This window comes from Flavobacterium sp. GCM10023249, from assembly GCF_042653365.1.
Classification (GTDB): domain Bacteria; phylum Bacteroidota; class Bacteroidia; order Flavobacteriales; family Flavobacteriaceae; genus Flavobacterium.
Genome location: NZ_JBHSHZ010000016.1, coordinates 168,809 through 194,723, shown reverse-complemented (window position 1 = coordinate 194,723; position 25,915 = coordinate 168,809). Strand labels below are relative to the sequence as shown.

Genomic DNA, 25,915 nt, shown 5'->3' with positions numbered 1-25,915 from the left:
TTTATTATATCTACTTTCGGTGCCGCTTTTGTTGAACCAATCAAGATGTATTTCCACTACGTAAAATAATTGCGTAGCAGGTTATCAACTTTGTAGTATCAAACTGAAAGCATTGTTTATGTCACTAGCCAATATTGTTTCGAAAGCCTACGCCGTATTTGATTATCCAAGACCGGAAAGTATTACTAATGTTTGTACAAAATGTTGTGTAAGTGCAGAAGATGCCCGAAAACTGATTACGCTACCGCTAAAGGAAATTACTCTGGAATTGATTAACGAATACAATGATCATGCGCAGGCAACGAACTATAATATGGAGGAATTCAAATACTTTTTGCCCAGATATCTGGATTTGTTACAGCATTTTCAGTTTTCTTCCGGATTAGATATTTCCCTGAGTCTGAAAAATCTGAATTTTAATAACGAATTGTTTTGGCAGAAAAAGGAAGAAAAAGAAGTGATAGAAGAATTTGCTTCGGCTTTCATAACCAAATGCCTGGCCATACCTTCAATACCGGATGGAGAAGGAATGATTGACCTGTTGAATATGTTTTATACCGCTCAGATTCCGATAGCACCGCTGTTGGATATTTGGAAAACTAATATAAATGAGCATGGCATGGGAATGATTTGTACTCTTTTGCTTTATGATATAAATGAAAAGGGAACGCGTATCTCAGGAGCATTTGTTTCCAGAGAATTATCCGATTTAGTATTGGACTGGATACGATTGAATAAACACGAGTTTATAGCGTTTATTGAAGATTTTATCATGAATTCAAACAACAAAGATAAATTTCAGGAGTTGAGCTATTGCTATGATTTCCTAAAGTATTTTTAAAAAAACTGTAGTACGTAAAATAATTGCGCAACAGTGTTTCAACTTTGTACAATCAAATAAAACGGCTTTGTATTTTGAAGTGAAAAACTTCGGTCGAAGCTCAAAAATGAATAATTTTAACAGTATGAACACACCAATCAACGGTAACGATTTATTAGCCATAGGATACCAACAAGGTGCTCCGTTGGGAATCGCTTTGAACATCAATAAAAAAAGACTGGGGTTTACCCGTGAGCAAATGATAACGCTCTATAAAAATGTATTGGAAACTCCGGAAAATTATCTGGATGATAAAATCTTTGCGAAGTTGGCTTCAGCACTAATTGAAAAAGCCAATGAAAAACCGGAAGACTTCATCAGTTTAAATCAAAATCCGAATGCATATGTACTTTTCGGGGCTGAACATATCGAAGACGGCGCCAAAAAGCAAATGGAAATCGCCATGAAATTACCGGTGACTGTGGCCGGCGCTTTAATGCCCGACGCGCATCAAGGGTACGGATTGCCTATTGGTGGAGTTATAGCGACTAACAATGCCATCATCCCGTATGGTGTGGGTGTGGATATCGGTTGCCGAATGGCCTTGTCTGTTTATGATATTCCGGAAGCTTTTTATTATGAGCAGGAAGCGAAATTCAAACGGGAATTGGTGGCACATACGAAGTTCGGTGCAGGTCATGGATACCACGGTCAATATCGTGCGGATCATGAGGTATTGGAACGTAAAGAGTTTGCCAACCATACTTTCATTAAAGAGTTGAAAGACAAAGCTTGGTCGCAATTGGGAACTTCAGGCGGTGGAAACCATTTCGTGGAATTCGGTATCATGGAGTTTGCTGAAGATGATGCTGCATTGAACATTCCAAAAGGAAAATATGTAGCCTTACTGACGCATTCGGGTTCGCGTGGTTTCGGAGCAACTATTGCCGGACATTATACTAAAATGGCCAAGCAGCTATGTAAACTCCCACACGAAGCACAAAATTTAGCCTACCTGGATTTGAATTCAGAATTAGGTCAGGAATACTGGATTGCCATGAATTTGGCGGGTGATTATGCCTCAGCCTGTCATGAAATCATTCATAACAAAATGGAAAGAGCCTTGGGAGCAACCGTATTGGCTAAAGTGGAAAACCATCATAACTTCGCTTGGAAGGAAATTTGGAATGGGGAAGAAGTGATCGTACACCGTAAGGGAGCAACACCGGCGGGTAAAGGCGTGATGGGGATAATTCCGGGGAGCATGACCGCACCTGGATTTTTAGTCAGAGGTAAAGGTGAGGAGCAAGCCATCAACTCGGCATCTCATGGAGCCGGTCGTCAAATGAGTAGAACCAAAGCCATTCAGAATATTAGACATCACGATATGCAAACGATATTGAAAGACCACGGCGTTACACTCATTGGTGCGGGACTCGATGAAGCACCTATGGCCTACAAAGACATCAATCTAGTGATGGCATCCCAAAAGGAATTGGTAGATCTTGTGGCAAAGTTCACACCAAAAATGGTTCGTATGGCCGATGATGGAAGCAAAGAAGACTAAAAAATAGGAGAGTAGGAAAGTAGTTTTCTAATGGGTTATTTGACAAAGTACTTTACGATTGCTTTGTAGGTGCTTTGACTATGTTTGTAGCAAAAATGGGAAGTAGTCATCTTTGCTACAATTGCATAGTTAGGCAATGTTTTACTTATCTATATAGATTGGGGACATTTCAAGTTCAAAAGTGCTGAAAGCAATTCAAAAAGGGTTAACTTCAACACTACTTTTCAGAGGCATCACATATCAGTAGGACAATACAGCGCCTCTGCTTCTACACAGGTGATTGTTGAGAGAACAATTACCTATGAACCGTTCGGGCAAGGACAAACAATGTATTCGTCATCACCACTGCCATTAATTCTTTTTTGCTCTTCTCTTGTGAGGAGTTGAACATTTTCTAGGTTTAAAATTCTTTCTTTCATAAAGTAAAGGTTTTAGTTTGTATTTAAAAACAACTAACTAATAATCAGTCAATTAAAGGTAATGAAAACTTTTTTTACTTTTTCAGGCGCTGCAAAAATTAACACTTATTCATTTACATTTCATATGAGATATCATTTTAAATTCTATTTTTACAATTGAAGTAAAAACCACCAATAAGCAATGAGAAAACTAGTGTTGTATGCCCTATTGTCATTCATCTCTTGCAAGAATGATGTAACTTCTCCTGTTCAGAAATCCCGCAAATCCACAGCTACGGTTCAGAAGACTGAAACAAAAGAAGTAGCTGCCGACTTTTCCGAAGGCTATGATTTTCTTGAAAAGCTAATTAGGGATGACATAGACGAACAGCAATACGAAGAATTGCAAATCAAAAAAATGCCCTTTTCGGTGCATTATCCCAATGATGGTGATCCGTACACGGTAGCGTTCTCAATAGTACAACGAACCGATCTTAACCAAGATGGCATTATGGACTATATTGTGGACCGAACTTCGGAAGGGATGTTAGGAGGCAATGCTAACTCCAATCAGCAACTTCTTTTTTACATTATGAAAGACCGACTGAATCCAAAAGAAGAGCATACACTTTATGGTTATGCGCCTTTCTCGTATAATGTCATTGACGATTATGAGTTTAAAAACAACAAGTTGGAAGTGAAGGTTTCACAGAATTTCAGAGTATACAATGCGGAGGAATTGGATTCGACCAAACCAACGTTTGTCTACCAAAACAACAACATGTATGAAGCCTCGTATTTGACCAATTGCAAATTGGCTCAATTGAAATCGAAATCCATTTTCAAAGCAATTCCAAAAGGAATTAAACGAAAAAGAACCATTGAAGGCCATAATTACACCGAAGTTTTTTCAGAATCGTATACCCAAAACGATACACTGATTACGGCAGAATTAAGCGGCTGTGACAACCTGCTACTGACATTTGAATCGACATTCAAAGTTGAGGAAGGAAAATGGGAAGATGAAAAGTTCAAGAAAGCAGCTGCTTTACAATTGCTAACTTTCCTCTCAAAAAATACACTATTTAATAAAGAACTGACTTTCGTAACCAACTATTGTAAAGAGCATCCTTTAACCGAAGACTACATCGAACTCAAAAACGGTTATAAGTTCAGAGTATTGGTTGATCAAAATGTAGATCGTTTCAGAGAGATGCGCATCCTGATCAACATCGATAAAATTACCAATCCGAATCAAATCGAAAACTGGGAAATCGTTACCAGAAAGAAATAGTCTTATTTTACAACGACTGCATAAATACTTTCGTGATAAAATTCTTGTGATATTTTAAAATATCACGAAAAAAATATCACAAAACTGTGATAAAAAATGTGTGATAATATATTTTATCACAAAAAAATTATCACACATTTAAAAAAAATAAAACATTTCTTACAGAATGTCACGGTTTTTGTTGAGCAATCATCATGGGAAAAATCAAACACAGAAACAATCATTTACGAGAAGCTTTAGGATTGACTCAGGAAGAGTTGGCCATTCTATTTAATATTCCGATCAGCTTGATAGCAATGTACGAAACCAAGAAGCGTGATTTGCCTTCAAAGGTTAGTTTAGGCATGACATTAATGAACATACATCTATTGGAAAAACAAAAGGGGAAATTCATACATCCAATTTTGAAAGATGAAAATACCAAAATCATTGCACTGTTAGAGCAAGAACTCAAAAAAAATGAATCGCTTCTCTTCAAATGTCAAAAGAAAATAGAAGATATGAAGGCTAAATACGAAAAAGCTATTGCTAATTTTCATTTAAGCGAATATTTTGAGACCAATGTGTTGGAGAACAATAAAGCATCCGTTGAAAATGCGAAGTTCTTAAACATTCTCGCTATGAGTAAGCTCAATCAAAACGGACCTGCAGCACAAAAGAAAGTGATACTCCAATTAGAAACCCTAAAATGGCAGCGTAATCAGTTACAAGAAGAACTCAAAATAGCCCAAAATTTCAAGAAGTAAAATAAAGAATTGATTAGTACGTAAAATAATTGCGCAGTGACTTTTCAACTTTGTACCATCAAAGAGATTAGTATATTTGTGAGTATGGGCAAACAGACCAACAGAGGGAAAGAAGCGAAAGACGATCAATTGTTTGGCGAAACGGTGAAAGCTGTTTTTACCGATGCTTTGCGCGATTTACATTATTTGCTTTCAAGAAAGTATTCCGAAAAAAATGCACTACAAGTGGTGGGTACTCGCTATCGCTTGACACAACGTCAAAATCGTGCGTTGCAATGCATGGGTGCCTCACAGGAACAATTGGATAGTGTAAAAGAGAAAGAATTGACGGTAGATAAGCTAGCTGGACAAGATTTAGTTCTTGACGGATTCAATGTGTTGATTTTGTTGGAGAGTTTGTTTTCGCAGGCGTACCTGTTCAAAGGACTTGATGGCTGTTATCGCGATTTGTCCAGCGTGCACGGAACCTATAAGAAGGTCAGTCAAACTTCTTTGGCACTCGAGGCTGTGTCTCGTTTTTACCAAGAAAATAAAATAAAGAGTATCCTTTGGATATTCGATAAACCGGTATCCAATAGTGGACGGATCAAAAAAATGATCGAAGAATGGGCGGCTTCTGAAAACATGAAGTGGGAAGTGCTTTTGGAAAACAATGCCGATGAAGCAATTATCAAAAGTGGAAAAATCACCGTGACTTCTGATGCGTATATACTTCGGAATTGTAAAAATTGGTTTAATGCCATCGGCTATTTAATTGTGGAAAAACAACTACCGGCAACTATTTTTGAAGTGGAATTATGAAGACAATCGAAACCCCGGAATTGGTCAATGCAATTGTACAACACTTCACGGAAGAATGGTTAGACGAATACGGTTATTGTATTGAATTAAAGTGTTTTACACTGTTTCAATTCAATCTTTTATCAATGTTAATTAAAGGACAGCCGAAAAACCGATTGCCATTGTATACAGAGGAAATTCATATTGATTTGTCGGAGACGATTGCACAGTTTCGAAAGTTATATGCCCAACAGCACGACGTAGACGATTTCAGTAGAGATTATGCAAAATTGCTAATGGAAATGCCTTTTATTCATTGGTTGGCTATAATGGGGCAACGGTTCACCGAATCGAGTGCTACCGATGTCTCTGCGTTGCCTCCTTCACGGGAAACGCTCATCAAAAGTTGTGCAGTAGCGTACAATAACGAAATTACAGTGGCCAGACGGGCTTGGGAAAAACACTTGGGACGAGGGCATACCGATTTCTGGGGAACTATGAAAGGGAATAACTATAAAAAGGAAAAGCAAGTACGTGAGTTGGTGGCACACATCATTGATAATGCCAGTTGGTGGAATGTGTTTTATCACTACAAACACGGTTGGGTGTATGAAATCAGAATCCCCAACGGTAATGGAATACGCTGGAATAGAGAAGGAACAGAATTAATAGGTTTTTTAGAACCGTTTATAGTGCCTTAATTGATAAAAGTGGAATGAAAAAAAAGTAATGGTAAAGGAAAGGCGAATCGGACTCGAACCCATATCTCCACGGACTCCGTGGCACTTTTTCCAATTAAGCGATCATCCTTTCCCGTTTTGCAAATATAGGAATACTATTATTTTATAGTATCTGAATATAATTTTATATTTGTTCACCAATGTCCCCCAAATATGCTTGTAGCCGTCGATGTTCATTATAAGGAAAGTTATGCCAAAACAGTATTGTTATTGTTTGAAAACTGGCAAAGTGAAATACCAATAGAGGTGATAGAAGTGAATATCGATCATGTTGAAGAATACATCCCCGGTGCATTTTACAAAAGAGAATTGCCTTGCATTACCGAAGCATTGAAAAAAATTGATTTGGAACAGGTAACGTTGTTCATTGTTGACGGTTATATTTATGTCGACAATAAAGGAGGATACGGATTGGGTGGTCACTTGTATGCCGCTTTGGGAGAGAGAATTCCGGTAGTTGGCGTGGCCAAAACCCAATTTCAAGCCAATAAGGAAACGGTTGTCGAAGTGTTTCGAGGAGAAAGTAAAAACCCGTTGTATGTATCGGCGATTGGCATGGACAAAGAATGGGTAGCCGAACAGGTTCAGAGTATGCATGGCGAATTCCGATTGCCGTACCTATTGAAACTGATGGATACCAAAACAAAGGAAGAATAAGCAATGAATACTACAAAAGCATTTTTAGATACGATATACCATTTGCGTACCGAAGAGCAGATCATTTTGTATGATAAGCTTATCGAAATACCCAAGCAGGAGGAAGCCGATGCAATGTTATTTTTGGAAACGGAATACGAAAAAGAGGCATTGAATTATCCTTACACAGCTCCGCCATTTAATAGCAAAGCGGCTTTATGGGCTGCTAAAACAGTTTATTTTGCAGCTCAGCTGTTTCTATATCGCGAACACAAATTGGAGGAATTGAAACCGATTTTGCCAAAATATGAAGGTACTATCGATGCTTCTGCTGTACTTTCGGCCGATATCTGTCTTCGTTTTCTTCCGCAGATTTATCATGAAATGAAATTGGTAGATGCTGATGATCCGGTAGTGAATATCTTTTCCGATTACCTGCATCAGTTTCATTATTCGATGATTGGTACAACAACGAACGCAATCGATTCGACCATAGTTTTTACAGATGATTGTCTCAAACAATTGTATTTGGATCGGATCGTAGAAAGAAAAGATAGTCGATTGGCTGCTATTCCGAGAATCAAAGCCGCGTTGTTGCACAGTTTTGGGGATTATCAAAAAGTGTATTGGAAAGAGTTTTAACGTAAACAAAAAAATATAAATGGAACACGATTTTTTTCAATTTATTCAAGAACCTTCAAGGGAAGCTTTTCTGAAATCAAGAGATTTTGTAATCAACCATGAAGAGTATGATCCGTATTCGGATGATTTGGATACTATAGAAGCGTTACTCGACGAGGGTAAATTTGAAGAAGCGGTCGATTACCATAACATCAATGTGCTTTTATGTCCGAAGGCGCATTTGTACAAGAGTTTTGCCTTGAAAAAACTGGGTAGAGAGGACGATGCTCGATCTGAAAGCATATTCGCATTTCGTATTATAGACAATCTGGAACTAACGGGTGACGGTTCTTTAGCATCGCCCTATGTGGTGACTCGTATTTCAGACGAAAGTGATTTTCTAATGCATTTGGAAGAAGGATTCGGTCATCAGTCTTTGGTAAACGACAGCGGGAAGTTTTTAGATAAAATTACAACACAATCGGGTAAAGAAATTCATTTTGACATCACCGATTGTTACAAAAGAATACAATACCTTATAGATTCCGGAAAAATGAAATTACCGTTTAGTGGTGAACAACCGGTAGAGGCAAAACGAGTGAAAAAAAGTTGGTGGAAATTCTGGTAAGCCTATGGTTCAACCGGAAGATATAATAGTAATGAAAATACAAGCATGAATCGCACAGAAAAACTAAACGCAGTACTACAAGACATAAAGGAAACCTTTGTGGGTAAAGATGAAATCATCGACTTACTAGGTATTGGATTATTGGCCAAAGAAAATGCTTTTTTGTTGGGACCTCCGGGAACCGCCAAAAGTGCTATCGTTCGTGCCTTGTCCAATGGAATTGAAGGAGGAAAAAACTTTGAATACTTATTAACCCGCTTTACCGAACCGAATGAAATTTTCGGTCCGTTCGATATCCGTAAATTAAAAGAAGGGGAGTTGATCACGAATACCGAAGGAATGATGCCGGAAGCATCGATGGTATTCTTGGATGAAATTTTCAATGCCAATTCGGCTATTTTGAACAGTTTATTGATGGCATTGAACGAGAAAATTTTCCGTAGAGGTAAAGAAACCAAAAAATTACCGGCACTAATGTTTGTGGGTGCTAGTAATGTACTACCGGAAGATGAAGCCTTGAATGCGTTGTTGGATCGTTTTCTGATTCGTATCCAATGCGATTATGTAAATCCGGATTTATTGCACCAAGTGTTATTGGCGGGTTGGAAATTGGAAGGTAATGCGACTACCAAAAAACCAACAATCACTGCTGATGAAATTCGGGCATTGCAATTAGAATGCCGAAATGTAGATCTTTCACCCATTCGAAACCAGTATGTGGATATCGTTCATAGCTTAAGAAATACCGGGATTAAGGTGTCCGACCGTCGTGCGGTTAAATTGCAAAACTTGATTGCTGCCAGTGCATTGATGTGTGGAAGAACTACTGCTGTTGTATCGGATTTATGGGTATTGAAATACATTTGGGATACCGAAGAACAAATTGAAATTTTGGAAGGAATCATCAACCAAATTATTGAAAAAGACGATTCAGGAAAGGCACATCCTCAGGCGTTGTACAATAAAGCGCCTAATGCCGAAGAAGTAATGAAAGAAGTACAGTATCTCGCAGCCAAATGGCAAGATGAATCGCTTTCTTTTGAAGAGCAAAATGTGATTAAAGACAAGTTGCGTTATGTGCAAACCCGATGCGACTGGGTTAAAAACAATGATCAAAAACAATACATTCAGAAGGAAATAGAAGCCTTATGGCAACAAATCCTTCAAACGGTTTAAAATGTACTATTTATCTCTACCTAAAGAACACAAAGACTATCTGGCCGGCATTCGGCATTGGGACAATCTTAAAGCTACGGTTCATGAAGAATTGATATGGATTAAGGATTTCCAGCCGGAACAAATTCATGCTGCTGAAATTCTTCAAATTCCTTTTCATTCGATGTATGAATTGAAAGACAATTTGTTATTTCCTGTCGGTAGTGTTTTGCCTTCAGGGAAATTACCGTCGGCTTTGCTATGGAGACCCATTCAGAATGTGTTGCCGGTAGAGCTTCCTTCGTTCAACTTTAATTATTTTGGTGTTCAACAAGAGCTGGCCATTCGTTTAAAAGTATCGGATGAATCAAGAGAAGCATTCGGTCTCTTTGTAACGCGAGAGGTGTTTGAAAAGTATATGAATACAGCCCCTGATTTTCGTTTGAAGCCTTTGCAATGGACCATGATGGATGAGGCTGTACTCATCCTGGGAACACCACTGTTGCCATTGCAAGGAGAAACAGTATGGCTTTCACAAGGTTTCTTATTGCCTTCGGGAATGGATTTCAATTATCCGGTGCTTACGCGAACATTACAGCAAAAGTTAAATCCAAATCAGGAAAACTGGATTGTCTTTCATACCGATAGTACGTATTCGGTACTTCCTAAAAACAGTTTTAAACAATTATCAATCAGTTCTTACCGACTGACACTTTCATAATAATGGACTTTAAAAAATATTTTCAATCCTACGATGACTATTTCTGGAAAGCAGAGTTGTATATCGATGACTTCGGTGAATGGAATTACATTTATGAGATTCCTGTCACTCAAGATACCATCGCGTATTCGGATTATATTTTGGAAATCCTGGACTTGTTATCCGTAGATACGATTCCGCCTCTTGGTTCTTTACTTTTAGCCATTATCGCTACCAATCCGGAAAGTGAAAATGGTATTGCTCAAATAGAAACGTTTTTAAATAGAAAGGTTGAAGAATACAATCTAAAGAATTTCAAATATTTAAAAAGTAGAACGATTATTGGTTTTTTAAAACAATTACAAGCGCTTCCCAACGAATATAAAGTAGGAGAGAAACGCATCCTTTTGTTTCAAACTATATTTAATGAGTGTCATAACCGTATATCAGGAGATTCAGCGAAAAAAATGCTGGCTCAGTTTAAAAATTACGAACAACACTTTTTTAAAGAGAATACGCCAATACCTTTCAATCAAGGGAACTTCATCAAAGATTTTAGAACAATCTCGTTGTTAAAAACGACTTTTCCATTAACGCAATCGATTATCAATGCGATGGAAAATCTGCCGCAGGAGGAATTGAACGAAAAATGGAACGAGGAAATTTTAGAGGAAACTTCAACGCTTTCCTCCGAAGAATTCATCGACCAATTAGTGCAGAACGAACAAACCTTTCCGGTAGGAAGTCTAATCAAACGAATTTGGTCGGGTCTAACTATTCCTTTACATCACAATACACCCAGCATGCAGCCTTTGGGCGGGATATCCGATCTAACCAATAAGGGCGATTTTGACAAGTTGCTCATTTCGGAGTTTGCAAATGATGATGATGTCTTTCTGTCGCGAATTGCAAATCATGAAGCCTTGTATATCCAACGAGAAATTCCGCCGCAACCGGATGATTTTAAACGGGTTTTATTAATTGATACGACACTGAGAAATTGGGGAAATCCTAAGAATCTTTCTTTTGCATCAGCACTGGCCGTAGCCAAGCACCCAAAAACTGACATTGATTGTGAAGTGTTTGCCCTTGGGGAAGACTATACAAAAGTATACATTAATTCTATCGCTCAAGTAATTGACGGTTTGGGGAAATTGAATGGTGTGTTGGATTGTGGTGCTGGTTTGGAATCTTTTATTACGGATCATGAAAAAGAAATCAAACATAGAGAACTATTCTTGTTTACGACCGAAGAAAGTCTAAAGCAACTGCCGATGCAACGCGCAATGAATAGTTATGGCGATACGATTAAATATGTATTTATGGCACAAGCCGATGGAATGATTCGCATTTATAAGAGTCAAAACAAAGGCCGCAAACTGCTGCAACAAATGATTTTGCCTTTGGAAGAATTGTGGGCACGAAAACAACAAAAATCGGCTAGTAAAAGCACGGTACTTGCACTTAATCCTTTGCATCCAATACCGTTGCTATACAGTATCGATCGAAATTACCAGGCTGTTTTTCACAACAACGGAATTTACTATGCCTATTTTAATCGAGGTCTATACCGTTTTTCAGAAGAAAAGTTTAAAAAAGGATTGACGAAAGTTGCTTCGGATTTACTTTTTGTAAACGGAAGATTTGCAATGGTAACAGACGCCAAAGGTAGAGATCAACTTTTGATCTACAATTATGAAGAGCCTTTGGAACTTGCCCTGATTGACCTGCAAAGCGGAAATATTATTGAGAAGAAGAAAGTGTTCGATACTAAATTATCCAATCAGAATCTTTTCTTCTTTAATCACAGAGAACGTTTGTATTGCAAAGATGACCAATCGATTTGGGAAATTGATGGAAATTTGAATTTAATGCAAGACAAGACATTCAAGACAAAAGAAGCTTATAACGAGTATGAGGACAGTTTATCGCAATTTGTAATGGAATACCAAAGAAGCAAGCCACGATACAATATCGTCAGGCGTTTGGATAGAATACAATTGTATGACAATGTATTCTATTTTAATTCTTTTATTTTCGATACGAATACGTTGCATTTTCATAAAAATGGATATCCTACTTTGAGTATGATTGCTAATCATGATACTAAATTTGAAATGAAAGTCAATTTGTATCTGAAGCGACCGAGTTTCAAGATGCTTCCGATGATCAAAGCCATTAAGGAAGAAGCTGGACTTAGTTTGCAAAAGGCAAATGAAATTGCGAACGAAGGTTCTGGACTTATCCTTTCGAATATTTCGGAAGTCAAGGCAAAAGCCATAAAAGAAGCAATTGAAAAAACCGGTGCCGTTTGTTTTACCGAAACTATTGGTGCCGAATCGAAAGACGGAAGTACAATTACGAATCAGAATGGTGTATTGGTATTCAAAAGCAGTAATGAAGAGATTCCTGTTTTTTATATTCCTTTTGTGATGAATTGTCAAACCGCAATGGCCAGTGAAAAAGATTTTACCGGAAATCCGTATTTTAAAGAAGAAGGAATTCAGTTGGATTTATCTCCCGAAGTATTCATTCAAAATTATTATAGACCATTCATTTATACCATTATAACGCATGCAACTTAAATTAAAAATACATACCAAATCACACTTTCCGAAACGTGGTATTTTTATCCGTAGTGCTTCGCTGGAACATTGGATAAGTGAAATAGATCGCATGGGTTTTGCTTTGGAACAACTACAAGTGTTTCCTGTGGCGGGTACAATTGCCAATCAGTTATTTGGTGTATTGGTAATGATGGAAGAAGAACAAAACGGAATCGACCTAGGTAAAAATTCGTATTTCCAGATGGTTGAAAATAAAGTATTCATTCCGGAGCGAACCGTATTAGTACCTGAAATGAGCGCAGAAGAATTTTCCACTGTTTTTTCACCGCATTTTCACCTGATGCATCCCGAAATCGGATTGTGCGAACTCGAAGAAGCGATCGATTGGTCTAAATTGCTGCAATTACCAGAAATAAAAGAATGCATCATTACAGCACCATTGCAGTCGGTTAAAATTCCTAAACAGATTACTTCATTGCAAATCAGTATTGATCAGGAAGCTTTGCAAAAGGCCTTAGAAAATCCGCTAACTGAAGAAGAAGCCTTGGAAAACCTGCCTTTTAATATTAAAAAAATCATGGCAGGTAATACCAAAGAAATTGACAAACTGTTGGCGTATTTGGAGAAACATCCTGAGAAAGCATTGCAATTGGGAATACCATTGGATGCAATTGGTTCGTCCAGAGGAGGAAATGACGGTCGTTTTATTTTTAACCGCGGTTGGAATGTCGACGGTTTTAAACTAGACATGGGTGGTATTGCGGAGAAAATTTCTTGGGTAATGTCCAATTATGGCGCTGTTCGTTTTGTGTTCGTAATTCTTTTTATTATGTCATTACGCAGCTGTAATGCTAACAATTTTGGGGAGGGATTGGGCATTTCGATTGGTTTTCTTACTTTGGTAATTTTAGGTGGTTTGTTGTATGCCCACCTTTTCGATTCCCATAATTTCAACACTAGAAGAACCTATGGCAACGGCAATGCTTTAATCGATAACCATCGTTTTGATGCGTTGCACCAACGCTATGAAAAGGTTGCTGAAGACTATTTGGCCAAAGGAGATTATAAAATGGCAGCCCATATTTACTACAAATTATTGAAAAATACGTATAGGGCGGCCACGATACTCGAAGAGGACGGATTGTATCATGAGGCTGCTGTAATGCAGTTGAAATACAACAACAACAAATTCAAAGCGGCTGAGTGTTATGAAAAAGGCTATGCCTTCAAAGAAGCATTAGCATTGTATACTGAACTGAACGAACACGAAAAAGCCGGTGATGTATGGGTTAAGATGGGTAATAGGGAAGAGGCCAATAAAAAGTACCAGTTGGTCGTAGACCAATACCTTTCAGGTGCTAAGTATATCAAAGCGGCATTGCTTTACAAAGAAAAAATGGTATTGATGGATGAGGCACGACAAACCGTACTTAAAGGATGGGACGAACAAAAAGACGCTGCCAATTGTATGAGCTTTTATTTTTCCACTTTCGATGCCATTGAAGAACTTTCCACCGAAATAGAGCGTATTTATGCTGAGAAAATCAATACAAATACGAATACTGTTTATTTACAAGTAATCAAAGGCGAATTTAAAAAACACCATGAATTGGAGCAGGTTACAAAAGAAATCGCCTATGAAATTGTAGCCCAAAAAATAAAGACCAATCCGCAGATAGTTTCGGAATTAGTCACTTTTAACGGCAACAATACCACCATCGTTAAAGATGTGATTCGATACAAACAAAGTCATAAAAAGAAACAATACTAAAAATCCCCAAAGCTTATTTTGAAATGGATTAACTATTTAGCAATTAAATTTTGATTGAAAAACAATACTTTTGTTCCCAAAACCCAAATTTTACTATGAAAAAAATTACACTACTTTTTTTACTCATCTATTCCTTGACAGCTCTTTCACAAGCTGGGACTTTAGACGTGACTTTTAATTTATCTGATTCCGGATTTGGAAATGGTAACACTTCAAATACTGTTATCTATTCTAGTGTGACACAACCGGATGGAAAAATTATTGTTTGTGGAAATTTCACAACGTATATGGGAATTTCCAGAAATAGGATAGCAAGACTTAATTCCGATTTATCATTAGATACAACATTTGATCCCGGTACTGGGGCAAATAATGCCATTCAAACTGTAGTTTTACTTGCTGATAGTAAAATTTTGATTGGGGGAAGTTTTACAACATTCAATGGAACTTCAGTAAACAGAGTAGCACGTCTTAATATTGATGGATCTTTGGATTCTACTTTTATAGTAGGAACAGGTACCAATAATACGGTCAATACTTTGGCAATACAATCCAATGGCAAAATTTTGATGGGTGGTAATTTCACTACTTATAATAGTTTATCACAAAACAGAATTGCCCGATTAAATGCCGACGGAACGTTAGATTCTACTTTTAATGTAGGGACTGGAGCAAATGCCAATATACATTCTATTAAAATACAATCTGATGGAATGGTGTTACTTGCTGGTAGTTTTACTACTTATAATAGCTTGCCACATAATAGAATCGTACGCTTGAATACAAACGGAAGTATTGATTCAGCATTTACAATTGGATCTGGATTTGATGCAACAGCTTATTCAATTGCTGTACAATTGGATGGTAAGATTATTGTAGCAGGAATGTTTTCAGTATACAATGGGACTAATAAAAATAGGATAGTAAGATTAAATTCAAACGGTGATTTGGATAATAGCTTCAATTTCAGTGCCCATAATTTTACCTCTTTAAGTGAAGGGATTCAATTTGTATCACTTCTTCAAAATGGTAAAATTCTTATTGGTAATCGTGATTTGGCTCCAACTAACCAGGAGTCTGGTGTTTTTCGTTTGAATACTGATGGTTCTGTAGATCCTTCATTTACTGTAGGATATGCTGCTTTAAGTATTTTTTATTCTGTTGAACCGCAACTTGATGGAACTATTGTTGTTGTGGGCAGTTTTACGAATTACAATAAAAAAGGTAGAAATTACATTGTACGATTAAATGATGATGGTACTCCCAATACTCCTTATAATCTAGGTACAGGAGCCAATGGAGGTGTAACTGTCATGCAAAAACAAACGGATGGAAAAATTATCATTGGTGGAGGATTCGTTGGTTATAACGGAGTTTTAAATTATAGACTGGCCAGAATTAGTAGTGACGGTACTTTAGATAGCGGTTTTAATACTGATACTGGAGCAGATGGAAATGTTCTTGATTTACAATTGCAATCCGATGGGAAAATAATTATTAGTGGAATGTTCAATAAATACAGAGGAACACAAAGAAATGCTATTGCCCGTTTAAATTCAGACGGATCTTTAGATGCTGGATTCAGTGCTGGATTTGATGCTCTAGACAGAGTTAATGTATTCAAAATTCAATCGGATGGTAAAATAGTTGCTGGTGGTGGTTTTGAATCGTATGGAGCTTATCCATTTAATGGTATAATTCGTTTAAATTCTGACGGATCATTAGATACTAATTTTAATTCTAGTGGTACTGGAGCTAATGGTGTTAATTCTATTTATGGAATGGATATTCAACAAGATGGGAAAATTATTATTGGAGGTGATTTTACAGCTTATAATGGTGTGTCTCGAAACAATATTGCCCGTTTGAATACTGATGGTACATTGGATACTTCTTTCAACTCTGGCAATGGTGGTAATACTACTTCAATTGATGAAATTATAATCCAACCAGATGGGAAAATCTTAATTGCTGGTCCGTTTACATCGTATAACAATTTCCCTATGAATGGTTTAGCCCGTTTAAATACTGACGGATCTTTAGATACAAGTTTTGTTATTGGAACTGGCTTTGACAATCCTGGAGTTTTTAAAATTAAATTGTTATCTAATGGAAAATTACTAATTGGTGGTTCTTTTACAAATTATAATGGTACTCCGGTTAAAAATATAGTTCGTTTAAATTCAGATGGATCATTGGATAATAGTTTTGTTACAGGTTCAGGCGCTGATAATAGGATTTCGGAAATTGAATTGACATCTGATAACAAAATTTTGATTGGAGGTTTATTTACTTCCTATAATGGAGTCGGTAGAAATCGTATTGCATTATTAGATGAACCGACGCTTTCAACTGATAACTACACTACAAATAATTTTAAAATGTATCCTAATCCTGTAAATTACACTATTAATTTTTCATCTGAAAAAAGTATCAATTTTATTGAAATTTATACAATTAATGGTCAAAAACTCATAGATATAAAGCCTAATTCTTTGCAATTTAGTTTAGATGTTTCTCAATTGAGTAAAGGAATTTATTTAGGAACAGTAACTTCGGGAGATGAAAAAACACCAATAAAAATAATCAAAGAATAACACCGATTCAATTAATGATCAGTATTTGAATTATTGGAGTTATTCCTTAGTTAAACAATAAAAAAAATCCCCAAAGTTTCCTACTTTGGGGATTTTTTTTATTGTCTATAATTTACCAGCTACCGGAAGCACCGCCGCCGTTAAAAGTGCCGCCACTTCCTGAACTGCTTGAACTATTGGAGCTACCGGAACTACTAAAACTACCGGAACTACTTCCTGAATTACTATTGAAACTCCCATAACCGCTAGCTCGATTGGAGAAAAAATTAATTGTATTGTTTACTCTGGTTTTGTTGTAAAAATTATTTTGTACACCATTACCGCCAATCGTAGTTCCTCTGTAACCAATCAGTCCTCTGCCTGTCGCCGCTCTTATAAGCGAAACAACGATAAAAATGAATGCTACCAAACAGACTAAAAGTAGCACAATAACTCCTGTATTGTCTTCTTTGGATAGTCCTTCACCGATTGTATAATCTTCTACTTGATTGGTTCCTGAAGTGGACCGACTTTCTACAATAAAATGCGCAAGTGCATCTGAATTCCCTTCATTGGTAAATTCATCTTTCAAAATACCAAATAGGGCTGTGAGCCCATTATTGATTCCTAAAAAATAAGCGTTGGTTTTAAAATAGGGTGTGATTTGCTCATCAATAATCTGTTTTGTTTTGGTATTGCTTACTATAAGTTCTATCCCACGACCGTTTTGAATGCTCATTTTTCGATCATCTATCGCAATTAACATGACAATACCATTATCTTTTCCTTTTTTCCCGATGCCCCATTTTTGGCCAATTTCCTTGGCATAAGTTTCTATATTGTTTCCATGGGTTGAGGAAACTAGCATCACTACAATTTCTGTAGTGGTATTTCGGCAGTAATATTCTAATTTACTTCCTAAAATAGTTCGTTCGTATATGTCGAGCGTGTTCGTACTGTCTATAACGAAAGGAATACGAGCCGGTCTTTCCGGGATTTTAATTTGTCCAATAGCAATTGTACAAACAGCAAGAAGAAAAAAGTAAAGCAAAAGCTTTTTAATCATACGCTTTTCGAAATTTCGTGATCAGTAAAAATTAAGAGTATTCGGTTCAAATGTACTTAGAAGTAGTAAAATAGCCTCATTTTAAAAATATTTATTTGAGTAAAGATCAAAAAAAATCCCCAAAGCCTCATTCCTTGGGGATTTTTTATGTAAGAGTCGCTTCTTAGGCGTCCATAGCACAAAATTGAGCTATAATTTGCTGACAGCTGTCTCCGTGTGTTACTACCAATTGGCCGTCAGGACAAATACAAGCCATTAGATCGTCTCCTTTTCCTTGAATTGATTTTTGCATTTCATTCGAAAGCTTTTGCGCTCCGTTCAGTTTTAAAATGTTTTTTAACATGATTTTTTTTTTTAGTTTGTTATTGAATACAATTCATTTGTAAGAATTGTGCTACTAATGTACTATTTTGGAATGAAATTGCAAATGTGCAATCATAATTTATTGTAAGAATTTTTTTGCTGGTTTAGTAGTAGTGATTCTCATCCAATGCTTTTCGGTGTGGTATCGTTTTTGTGATTATTCTTACATTTTAAAAAATAAATCACAAAAACAGTGATTTTAGTTTCTTTAAAAAAAAATAATCACAGTAAATAGTCATACCAATGATAGAAAAACATCCGTTAAGAGAATTATTAGGAATAACCCAAAATGATCTTTGCCTGTTACTGAAAGTGCATAAGAGCCAGTTGGCCATGTTTGAAATTGGAAAGCGAAATCTGCCAGGTCAAGCCATTACAAAGTTGAGTTCAATTTGTACAGAGTTACTGAATTTAGAAGCAAAACGTCCTATTTTTCCGGAGACGCAAGTGGAAAGTCAGAAAATCAAAAAGTTTTTAGAGAATGAGATTTTTGAGAATAAAAAGAGACAGATGCTGATTGAAAACAAACTCAGAAGAATTAAGACTAAATACGAGAAAGCCATTTCGATTATCCAATTTGCTGATTATTTAGAAAGCCATCCTTCTGACAATTGGAATATGGATATGGAACATGTAGACACATTAAAAAGTCAAGCCATGCATACCCTAAAGAAGAATAGTCATTTGCCTCAAACTAAATTACAAATGGAGCTGGACATCCTTACGCTAAAGCATGAAAGGTTGAAACATGAATTATTCCAACGTGGGAGTATGGATTCGGAACTAGTTCGGTTGGTGGAGTCTAGGTAGTGGTTGAGCGGCTAAAGTTCCTGAAAGTCAAAGAATCGAACAGTCTAATAATCTGGTAATCCCAACTTTATCCCGAAAAGTGCTCTAAATTACTATTTTATGACTATATTTGCCATCGATTGGTTTTCTGCCAGTGCTCGTCCTGATCTGCAATTTGTTATTTAGTTCTCTTCAGTTTTGGCGTTTCAGTTGCCTTATTAGTAATTAATAACAATTCCCTTTATGACTATTTATGTTGGAAAACTGAGCTTTTTAGCTTCAGTACCACAACTGTGCTACCATTCCTTTAGGTATCAGAAGCACCTCTCCACGAAAACAATACTGTTTTCCTCCATTTTGTATATTCAATAAAAGGTATCAGCGCACTGACTCTGTACCCAAGTACACCACTAATCACAATTTTTTTGTTGTATTCGCAAAAAATTGAGCAACGAATTCCAGTTTCGGCTTTCCCTGGTAATTCGCTTGACTTGTTTTTGTATTGCAACTACCTCAATAGGCACCACTTTGTGCCATTCAATGAAACCACTAACGCTACAAATGAGCAACGGTTTCTTGAAGTAACTCAAGTCGATTACGACTTATAATTTTTACACTATGACTTTTAAAAATTTAAATATAATAGATCCGATTCTTAAGGCACTAGAACAGGAAAATTATACAACACCAACACCCATTCAGCAACAAGCGATCCCTTTTGTTTTAAAGGGAAATGATGTAATGGGTTGTGCACAAACAGGAACAGGAAAAACGGCAGCTTTTGCTATTCCAATTCTACAGCAATTGGTGCAAAATCCACAGAAGAAACCCAATGCCATCCGAACGCTTATACTAACTCCAACTAGAGAGTTGGCGATTCAAATCAGTGATAATTTCAATTGTTATGGGAGACATTTAGAGCTAAAACATACTTTAATTTTTGGAGGCGTTTCCCCTTTTCATCAAATTAAAGCCTTACGTAAGGGAACTGATATATTAATTGCAACACCGGGAAGGCTATTGGATTTAATCAGTCAAAAAGAAATTGATCTTTCCCATTTGGAAATTTTTGTACTAGACGAAGCCGATCGTATGTTGGATATGGGATTTGTTCATGATGTGAAAAAAATCGTGAACCTTTTACCTGTCAAACGACAAACTTTGTTTTTCTCGGCCACTATGCCCGATAGTATTAAAAGTTTAGCGGCCAAGATACTTACCAATCCTCAATATGTAAGTGTTAATCCGGTTTCTTCTACTGCAGAATCTGTGGCACAATCGGTCTACTTTGTAGAGAAAAACGATAAAGAACAATTGTTAGCCACAATTTTGGACGACAGCGCAATTTCGCGATCTCTAGTCTTTATCCGTACTAAACATGGTGCAAACAGATTGGTGGAAAAACTAACCAAAAAAGGAATTACTGCTGCAGCCATTCATGGAAATAAATCGCAAAATGCACGTCAGAAAGCATTGGAAGATTTTAAACTGAATTCGTTGAGAGTATTGGTTGCTACCGACATTGCTTCACGTGGGATTGACATTGATGAGTTACCGCATGTGGTCAATTTTGATTTACCCGATGTCCCCGAAACCTATGTACACCGTATTGGTCGTACCGGTCGAGGAGGTAAAAGCGGAACTGCAGTGACGTTTTGTAGCGTTGATGAGAAATCAGACCTAAGAAACATAGAGAAACTAATAGGAGTAAAGCTTAAAGTTTCAGAAGTATAAAAAAAACAGTAGATACAGGGATGTGGAAATTTAATATAAAAAGTATGGCAGATTCATTTTTTAAGAAAGAAAATAGAAAGAAAAAAATCGTAAAGAAAAAGCTAAAAAGTCAAAAAAGAGAAGACCGAAAAGCGAATAATAATAAAGGAAAAGGGTTGGAAAGTATGATCGTTTACGTGGATGAAAACGGACATTTAACCAATACGCCCCCAGCATTTATGAAAACAAATGCAGAGACTGCATCAACAGATGCAGCAAGTCCCAAAATACAGAAGCCAGAAGCGGATCAAGCCTAAGCGTTTAAAAATAGAGGGAACAACTTTGAACTACTGAAATTAGTTCGGAGTACACTACACAACACTTGATGGATTTCAGCAATCTTTCAGGTGTTTTTTTTGCAATAGGTTTGAATTAAAATAGTTTTATCCAATTCAGGATAATTCTTTTTTGACAAAAACACTAGAATATATTTTCTACAGACGAATACAAACCATAAGTATTTTGTATATTCGGGACTCAAAAACAAGTAGTGATCAATGGAAGAGCATCTTAATACCAATCAAAAGCGCAAAACCACTTCTAGCACATCTAAAGTTATACTTTATGTAGCTTTAGTAGTTGGAGGGTTGTTCTTTGTCTTATCTTTTTTCGCTATAACAACGATGTTGTCGAAACCGCAATCGATGGATCTTGGAACAATCAATAAGGAAAAAACGGATGATGTGAAAGTTGCTCCTGAACGTACTATTACATTGTTAGTGGATAATACTAAAGTGATTCGCTATATCGGTACATTTGAGTTTCCAATAGAAAAACCTAAAGAATTTGAATATGGCGAAAATGGAATTCGCAAGGAACTGCTTCGACTGAAGTCTTCTATTACTAAAGAGGGAAAGGACAATAGAGTAGTTTTGATAAAGATGGCTAAGAATGTAGACTATAAAAAAATGGTGGAGATATTGGATGAAATGGCTGTTACCAAAGTACCCACCTATGCTTTAGTAGATATTACACCCGAGGAACAAATCGTGTTGAACACAAAATAAAATTACTTTTCATTTTTCTTAGAGTATATGACTCGAATTTTTCTATTGTTTTGTTGTTTTGGATTATTTTCTGCTTATCGCACTTCGGAATCAGATTACTGTATACCATCACTAGTACAAAAACAAGATCCACAGTACAAAAGAGGCGAAACCCTTTTCAAAAGGAATTGCGCTTCCTGTCATGCCATCAATATGAAACAGGTAATGACAGCACCTGCATTGGCTGGGATTACCAAAAAAAGAAGTATGGATTGGTTGTTTCGTTATACCACAGATAACTTTAAAATGAAACAAATGAACGATCCTATCGCCTTACAACTTTCCAAACAAGGGTGGGCTTTAATGCCTTCTTTTCCTATTTTCTCCAAGCGTGATTTACAGGATCTTTATTACTTTATCGAAAAAAAGGAATTTAATACAACTATCTATCAAACTGAATGAATTATGAGTTTTACTAATCTGGAATGGTTTACCATTTATTTGAGTTTTTTCTTTTGTACATTTTTGTTTTTTTCCAACGCCTGTTATGTTTTTTTTCTAAAGCGGAATCAGGTAGATATTGTCGAAGTTTCGTATTTGGCAAGCATCTGGAAGCCCCTGATGTCTGTTAAACGAAAAGGAATTTCCTATGCTTTGGGATGGATTCCATTAACATCTTATGTCAAGCCCAAAGGAATAGAGGAGGAGAATAATCCGTTATTATTCAAAGTCCTTCTGAATACGTTCGGTGTTTTTCTACTTATTTTTTTGGCTTCAATTACCTATTTATCAGTTAAAGAAGCCTTCACACCTTATATTACGTTGAACTGTAAAATTTACGATTTAATTTTAGGTAACCTGGACGCACAGACTTTCAGAACATTTTATTTGAGTGAAATGCTCATTCAGCCTCACTATTTTGCCATCCTTTTTACGTATTCTTTGTCTTTATTGTTAGTTGGAAATTTGGTGGTTCTTTTTCAAAAAATGAATACCGTTTTGGGGATGATTTCAAGTGTAGCTCTTTTGCTTTATTACACTATGATACTGTACCGACTAAAAGTACTACTGTCATTCAATATTGTGTTGTTTTTCTTGTTGACGCAATTGGTCATTTCTGCCGTGTATTTCGGAATGAGTGTTTTGCTGATAAACAATACACAAAAATCAAATTAATCATTTCATAGAATAAAATTGATTTAAATCAGTTTTTACCCTTAAAAAACAAGTATGCAAACACCAAAACGCTTAGCAATTATTGATGTATTGAGAGGTTGGGCACTTTTAGTGGTCGTTATTTCCAATTATTTGTATTATGCTTATAGTCCGGAAGGCGAAATCAATGGCAAAGGTTTTTGGTCATCGTTAATACAAATTGTTGAAAGCTATTTTTTTTCAGCCAAAGGATGGACTTTACTTTTCGTATTGTTTGGATTCGGATTTGGGGTTATTTACACTAGAATGCAACAAAAATCCTATTTGTTCCTTATCAGAAGATTACTGGTTTTATTGGTTTTCGCCTTTTTCAACAGTTTGCTTTTTGATGGCGATATCTTGAGAGATTATGCCTTTTTGGGCTTACTTTTTCTATTTTTCCTTCATTTCTCTGTCCGTAAATTAGGGATTACTATAGCTGCCTTTGTCTTGATTATTCCTTTTTTAGCCGCAAAAATCAATAGTATTGACAACTCCTATGTAACTGCATTGAGCAATAGTATAGCGCCATTGCGATTCAGTCATCATTGGTTCGACGTATTGCAGTACAATTTTTTAAGTTCGTATTATTTTGAAGTACTCAATTTACACTATTCGGTTACGGCACATTGGGTTATGTTTACTTGTATGCTGATAGGTTTGGCGTTACAAAAGAGTCATTTTTTTGAAAACCTACAGGATAAAAAGTCACTTTTTCGAAAAACAATGATTAGTTCATTAGTACTCACACTTGTTTTGTGGGCCATCCTAATACTTTCCAGTTCATTACAATGGAGTTATTTGAAATATTTTGCGTCCAATTATTGGATAGTTCTCACCACTATGCTATTTACAGCTTCCGGAATAGTCGTATTGTATAGCCATCAGAAATGCCAATTTGTATTCAACGCATTTTCATGGGTAGGAAAAATGACTTTTACGAATTATCTAGTGCAAAATATACTCAGTTTGTTGGTGTTTCAAGGTGTAGGTTTGCGCTTGTTTCATCATATGCCTTTGTACTTTTACTTTGTATTGGCGATAATAGTTTATGTACTTCAAATTCTATTTAGTTATTGGTGGTTGCAATCGCATAGCTACGGTCCTTTTGAATGGTTATGGAGAAAATGTAGTGGTACCTGGAAGACATCGAATACTTTAGTAATGTTACCTATTGCTTCTAAAAATAAAAAGCTTGAAGGGTAAAAAAAGAAGATAGGAGAGAAGTAGTAATTGTAAATCATTTTGTATTGTATGATTATTTTAGATTTTCTTAACATTTCGGTACAATTCTTGCTGCTTATTTCTTACGAACCAATAAACCAAATAGTATGAGCGAAGCAAGAAATGAGTTTGGCAGAAAATCCATAACTCCAAAAACCAAAAAATTACATCCTCGAATAGATTTAACCGCAATGGTAAGTGTATCCTTCTTACTAATTGTCTTTTTTATGTTGACTTCCTTTTTAGCACGAAATAATGCAATGGAATTGGGGATGCCGGATAAGGAAGATGAAATTGATCATTCGACTCACTGCTATTGGGGTTTGACCGATAATCGCACTATGACTTTATTATTGGGTAATGATAACAAAATAGTAAGTTATTTTGGAGATTTTAATGCTCCATTAGAAGGGCCAAATAAATTCAGTTATAATAATAACGATTTGACAAAAGAATTACTATTCAAAAATGAAATGCTTCAAAAATTAAATGGTGATAAAAGTGGCTTAACCGTTATAATTAAATCATCAAAACAATCCACTTATGGTAATTTGGTAAACGTTTTGGATAAATTAGCAATTGCCAGAACACCCACTTACGCAGTAGTTGATATCACTCCCGAAGAAGAAGCGCTGTTAGCTTCTAAATAACATTCAGGCTAAAAATTGCATTGTCTCACAGCCTAAATTAAAAAATTATCCTACATTTGCTACCGAAATGAAAACACAAAACAAACATATGGCTTTACTAAACAGAAGTTTAGACTTACGTTCAGGAGATCAATTTCCTGTGCAACAGGTGACGTTTGTTCGTTTTGATAGGTATCAGATTTGAAATAAATCGGTTTATCCACATAAAAAACAGTAAGCGTCCTCTAAAAAAGGACGCTTTTTTTATGGCTAAAATGCTGAAATGAATTAAAAAAGAATCGCACAAAGTAATAAAATACAAAAAAAAATAGAAAATGTTTCATGTATAAACAAAATAGAAAGTAATCGGTTTTGGATAGTAATCAGATGAGAGACAGCCATTTGAAAAAAACAAATTATCTGTAAGTATACGGACAGGATTTCTTATGCATATAAACGACCGTAAAATACTGTAAATCAGAAAAATAAATTGTAAAAAATAGTTGGAATTTATTTTTTTTTGACTTTATCTTTGCACCGAAATTATTACGAATTGAATTACAATCAACTCCTCAAACATTGGGCAGGAATAGTATAAAAAAATAAAATGAAAGCAGTAGCATCACATTATAAAACACAAAAAAGTATGAAAAATACATTCGTATCAAATGATTGCGATTTCAGACTGAGATTCGACTTAGCAGTTGAATTAAAACAGGTGTACCCATATAGGCAGTAGGATAGCAATATCCCATTGTAATGTATGAAGCACCTTTAACGAGGTGCTTTTTTTATGCTCATTATTTACTGGTTCCGTAACTCAATTGGATAGAGTGACTGCCTTCTAAGCAGTTGGTTACAGGTTCGAATCCTGTCGGAATCACAAGAAGTT

General features: G+C 36.1%; 24 protein-coding genes and 1 tRNA gene. 23 read left to right on the top strand and 2 right to left on the bottom strand.

Annotation, left to right across the window (positions count from 1 at the left end; genetic code table 11):
- Positions 1–118: 118 nt before the first annotated feature.
- The 14 genes from ACFO7M_RS14480 (at position 119) to ACFO7M_RS14415 (ending at position 17,020) form a co-directional block, all read left to right on the top strand.
- On the top strand, positions 119–841 hold the full coding sequence (locus tag ACFO7M_RS14480; protein ID WP_379736440.1) for a hypothetical protein: 723 nt from the start codon (positions 119–121) through the stop codon (positions 839–841).
- Between the two features lie 124 nt (positions 842–965).
- The gene (locus ACFO7M_RS14475) at positions 966–2,387 is read left to right on the top strand and encodes an RtcB family protein (RefSeq protein ID WP_379736736.1); all 1,422 of its coding nucleotides are present in this window, start codon (positions 966–968) and stop codon (positions 2,385–2,387) included.
- A gap of 600 nt (positions 2,388–2,987) precedes the next feature.
- Positions 2,988–4,079, top strand: coding sequence for a hypothetical protein (locus ACFO7M_RS14470; RefSeq protein ID WP_379736438.1), 1,092 nt, complete (start codon positions 2,988–2,990; stop codon positions 4,077–4,079).
- A 194-nt stretch (positions 4,080–4,273) separates the two neighbouring features.
- Positions 4,274–4,825, top strand: coding sequence for a hypothetical protein (locus ACFO7M_RS14465; protein ID WP_379736437.1), 552 nt, complete (start codon positions 4,274–4,276; stop codon positions 4,823–4,825).
- Positions 4,826–4,861: 36 nt separating this feature from the next.
- The gene (locus ACFO7M_RS14460; RefSeq protein WP_379736435.1) at positions 4,862–5,626 is read left to right on the top strand and encodes a DUF434 domain-containing protein; all 765 of its coding nucleotides are present in this window, start codon (positions 4,862–4,864) and stop codon (positions 5,624–5,626) included.
- Positions 5,623–6,306 carry a hypothetical protein gene (locus tag ACFO7M_RS14455; RefSeq protein WP_379712598.1) on the top strand — a complete coding sequence of 228 codons (684 nt, stop codon included), beginning with the start codon at positions 5,623–5,625 and terminating at the stop codon, positions 6,304–6,306. Before ACFO7M_RS14460 ends, ACFO7M_RS14455 begins: the two co-directional genes overlap by 4 nt.
- A gap of 192 nt (positions 6,307–6,498) precedes the next feature.
- The gene (locus ACFO7M_RS14450) at positions 6,499–7,002 is read left to right on the top strand and encodes an endonuclease V (protein WP_379712600.1); all 504 of its coding nucleotides are present in this window, start codon (positions 6,499–6,501) and stop codon (positions 7,000–7,002) included.
- Between the two features lie 3 nt (positions 7,003–7,005).
- Complete coding sequence (locus ACFO7M_RS14445; RefSeq protein ID WP_379736433.1) at positions 7,006–7,623, top strand: hypothetical protein; 618 nt, start codon at positions 7,006–7,008, stop codon at positions 7,621–7,623.
- A gap of 19 nt (positions 7,624–7,642) precedes the next feature.
- Entirely contained in the window at positions 7,643–8,230 is a 588-nt protein-coding gene (locus tag ACFO7M_RS14440; protein WP_379736432.1) for a hypothetical protein, read from the top strand.
- Between the two features lie 45 nt (positions 8,231–8,275).
- On the top strand, positions 8,276–9,406 hold the full coding sequence (locus tag ACFO7M_RS14435) for an AAA family ATPase (protein ID WP_379712606.1): 1,131 nt from the start codon (positions 8,276–8,278) through the stop codon (positions 9,404–9,406).
- Position 9,407: 1 nt separating this feature from the next.
- On the top strand, positions 9,408–10,106 hold the full coding sequence (locus ACFO7M_RS14430; RefSeq protein WP_379736430.1) for a hypothetical protein: 699 nt from the start codon (positions 9,408–9,410) through the stop codon (positions 10,104–10,106).
- A gap of 2 nt (positions 10,107–10,108) precedes the next feature.
- Positions 10,109–12,670, top strand: coding sequence for a hypothetical protein (locus ACFO7M_RS14425; RefSeq protein WP_379736429.1), 2,562 nt, complete (start codon positions 10,109–10,111; stop codon positions 12,668–12,670).
- Positions 12,660–14,423 (top strand): hypothetical protein, encoded by a 1,764-nt coding sequence (locus ACFO7M_RS14420; protein WP_379736427.1) that lies wholly within the window; start codon positions 12,660–12,662, stop codon positions 14,421–14,423. Before ACFO7M_RS14425 ends, ACFO7M_RS14420 begins: the two co-directional genes overlap by 11 nt.
- A gap of 95 nt (positions 14,424–14,518) precedes the next feature.
- Positions 14,519–17,020 carry a T9SS type A sorting domain-containing protein gene (locus ACFO7M_RS14415; protein ID WP_379712614.1) on the top strand — a complete coding sequence of 834 codons (2,502 nt, stop codon included), beginning with the start codon at positions 14,519–14,521 and terminating at the stop codon, positions 17,018–17,020.
- Positions 17,021–17,132: 112 nt separating this feature from the next.
- On the opposite strand, the gene ACFO7M_RS14410 is transcribed toward ACFO7M_RS14415, so the two are convergent.
- Both ACFO7M_RS14410 and ACFO7M_RS14405 read right to left on the bottom strand, forming a co-directional pair.
- Positions 17,133–18,065, bottom strand: coding sequence for a TPM domain-containing protein (locus tag ACFO7M_RS14410; RefSeq protein ID WP_379736426.1), 933 nt, complete (start codon positions 18,063–18,065; stop codon positions 17,133–17,135).
- Positions 18,066–18,228: 163 nt separating this feature from the next.
- Entirely contained in the window at positions 18,229–18,408 is a 180-nt protein-coding gene (locus ACFO7M_RS14405) for a hypothetical protein (RefSeq protein WP_379712618.1), read from the bottom strand.
- Positions 18,409–18,671: 263 nt separating this feature from the next.
- Here ACFO7M_RS14405 and ACFO7M_RS14400 point away from each other — a divergent pair, with 263 nt between their 5' ends.
- The 9 genes from ACFO7M_RS14400 (at position 18,672) to ACFO7M_RS14360 (ending at position 25,906) form a co-directional block, all read left to right on the top strand.
- Entirely contained in the window at positions 18,672–19,238 is a 567-nt protein-coding gene (locus ACFO7M_RS14400; RefSeq protein WP_379736424.1) for a helix-turn-helix domain-containing protein, read from the top strand.
- Between the two features lie 597 nt (positions 19,239–19,835).
- Entirely contained in the window at positions 19,836–20,951 is a 1,116-nt protein-coding gene (locus ACFO7M_RS14395; protein ID WP_379712624.1) for a DEAD/DEAH box helicase, read from the top strand.
- 44 nt (positions 20,952–20,995) lie between these two features.
- Positions 20,996–21,247, top strand: a complete 252-nt coding sequence (locus ACFO7M_RS14390) for a hypothetical protein (RefSeq protein WP_379712626.1) — start codon at positions 20,996–20,998, stop codon at positions 21,245–21,247.
- Between the two features lie 240 nt (positions 21,248–21,487).
- Positions 21,488–21,997, top strand: a complete 510-nt coding sequence (locus ACFO7M_RS14385) for an ExbD/TolR family protein (RefSeq protein ID WP_379736422.1) — start codon at positions 21,488–21,490, stop codon at positions 21,995–21,997.
- Positions 21,998–22,024: 27 nt separating this feature from the next.
- Positions 22,025–22,438, top strand: a complete 414-nt coding sequence (locus ACFO7M_RS14380) for a c-type cytochrome (RefSeq protein ID WP_379736420.1) — start codon at positions 22,025–22,027, stop codon at positions 22,436–22,438.
- A gap of 159 nt (positions 22,439–22,597) precedes the next feature.
- Positions 22,598–23,152, top strand: coding sequence for a hypothetical protein (locus tag ACFO7M_RS14375; protein ID WP_379736418.1), 555 nt, complete (start codon positions 22,598–22,600; stop codon positions 23,150–23,152).
- A gap of 54 nt (positions 23,153–23,206) precedes the next feature.
- Entirely contained in the window at positions 23,207–24,376 is a 1,170-nt protein-coding gene (locus ACFO7M_RS14370) for a DUF418 domain-containing protein (RefSeq protein WP_379736417.1), read from the top strand.
- A gap of 125 nt (positions 24,377–24,501) precedes the next feature.
- Entirely contained in the window at positions 24,502–25,044 is a 543-nt protein-coding gene (locus ACFO7M_RS14365; protein WP_379736415.1) for an ExbD/TolR family protein, read from the top strand.
- A 788-nt stretch (positions 25,045–25,832) separates the two neighbouring features.
- A tRNA-Arg gene (locus ACFO7M_RS14360) sits at positions 25,833–25,906 on the top strand.
- Positions 25,907–25,915 lie beyond the last annotated feature (9 nt).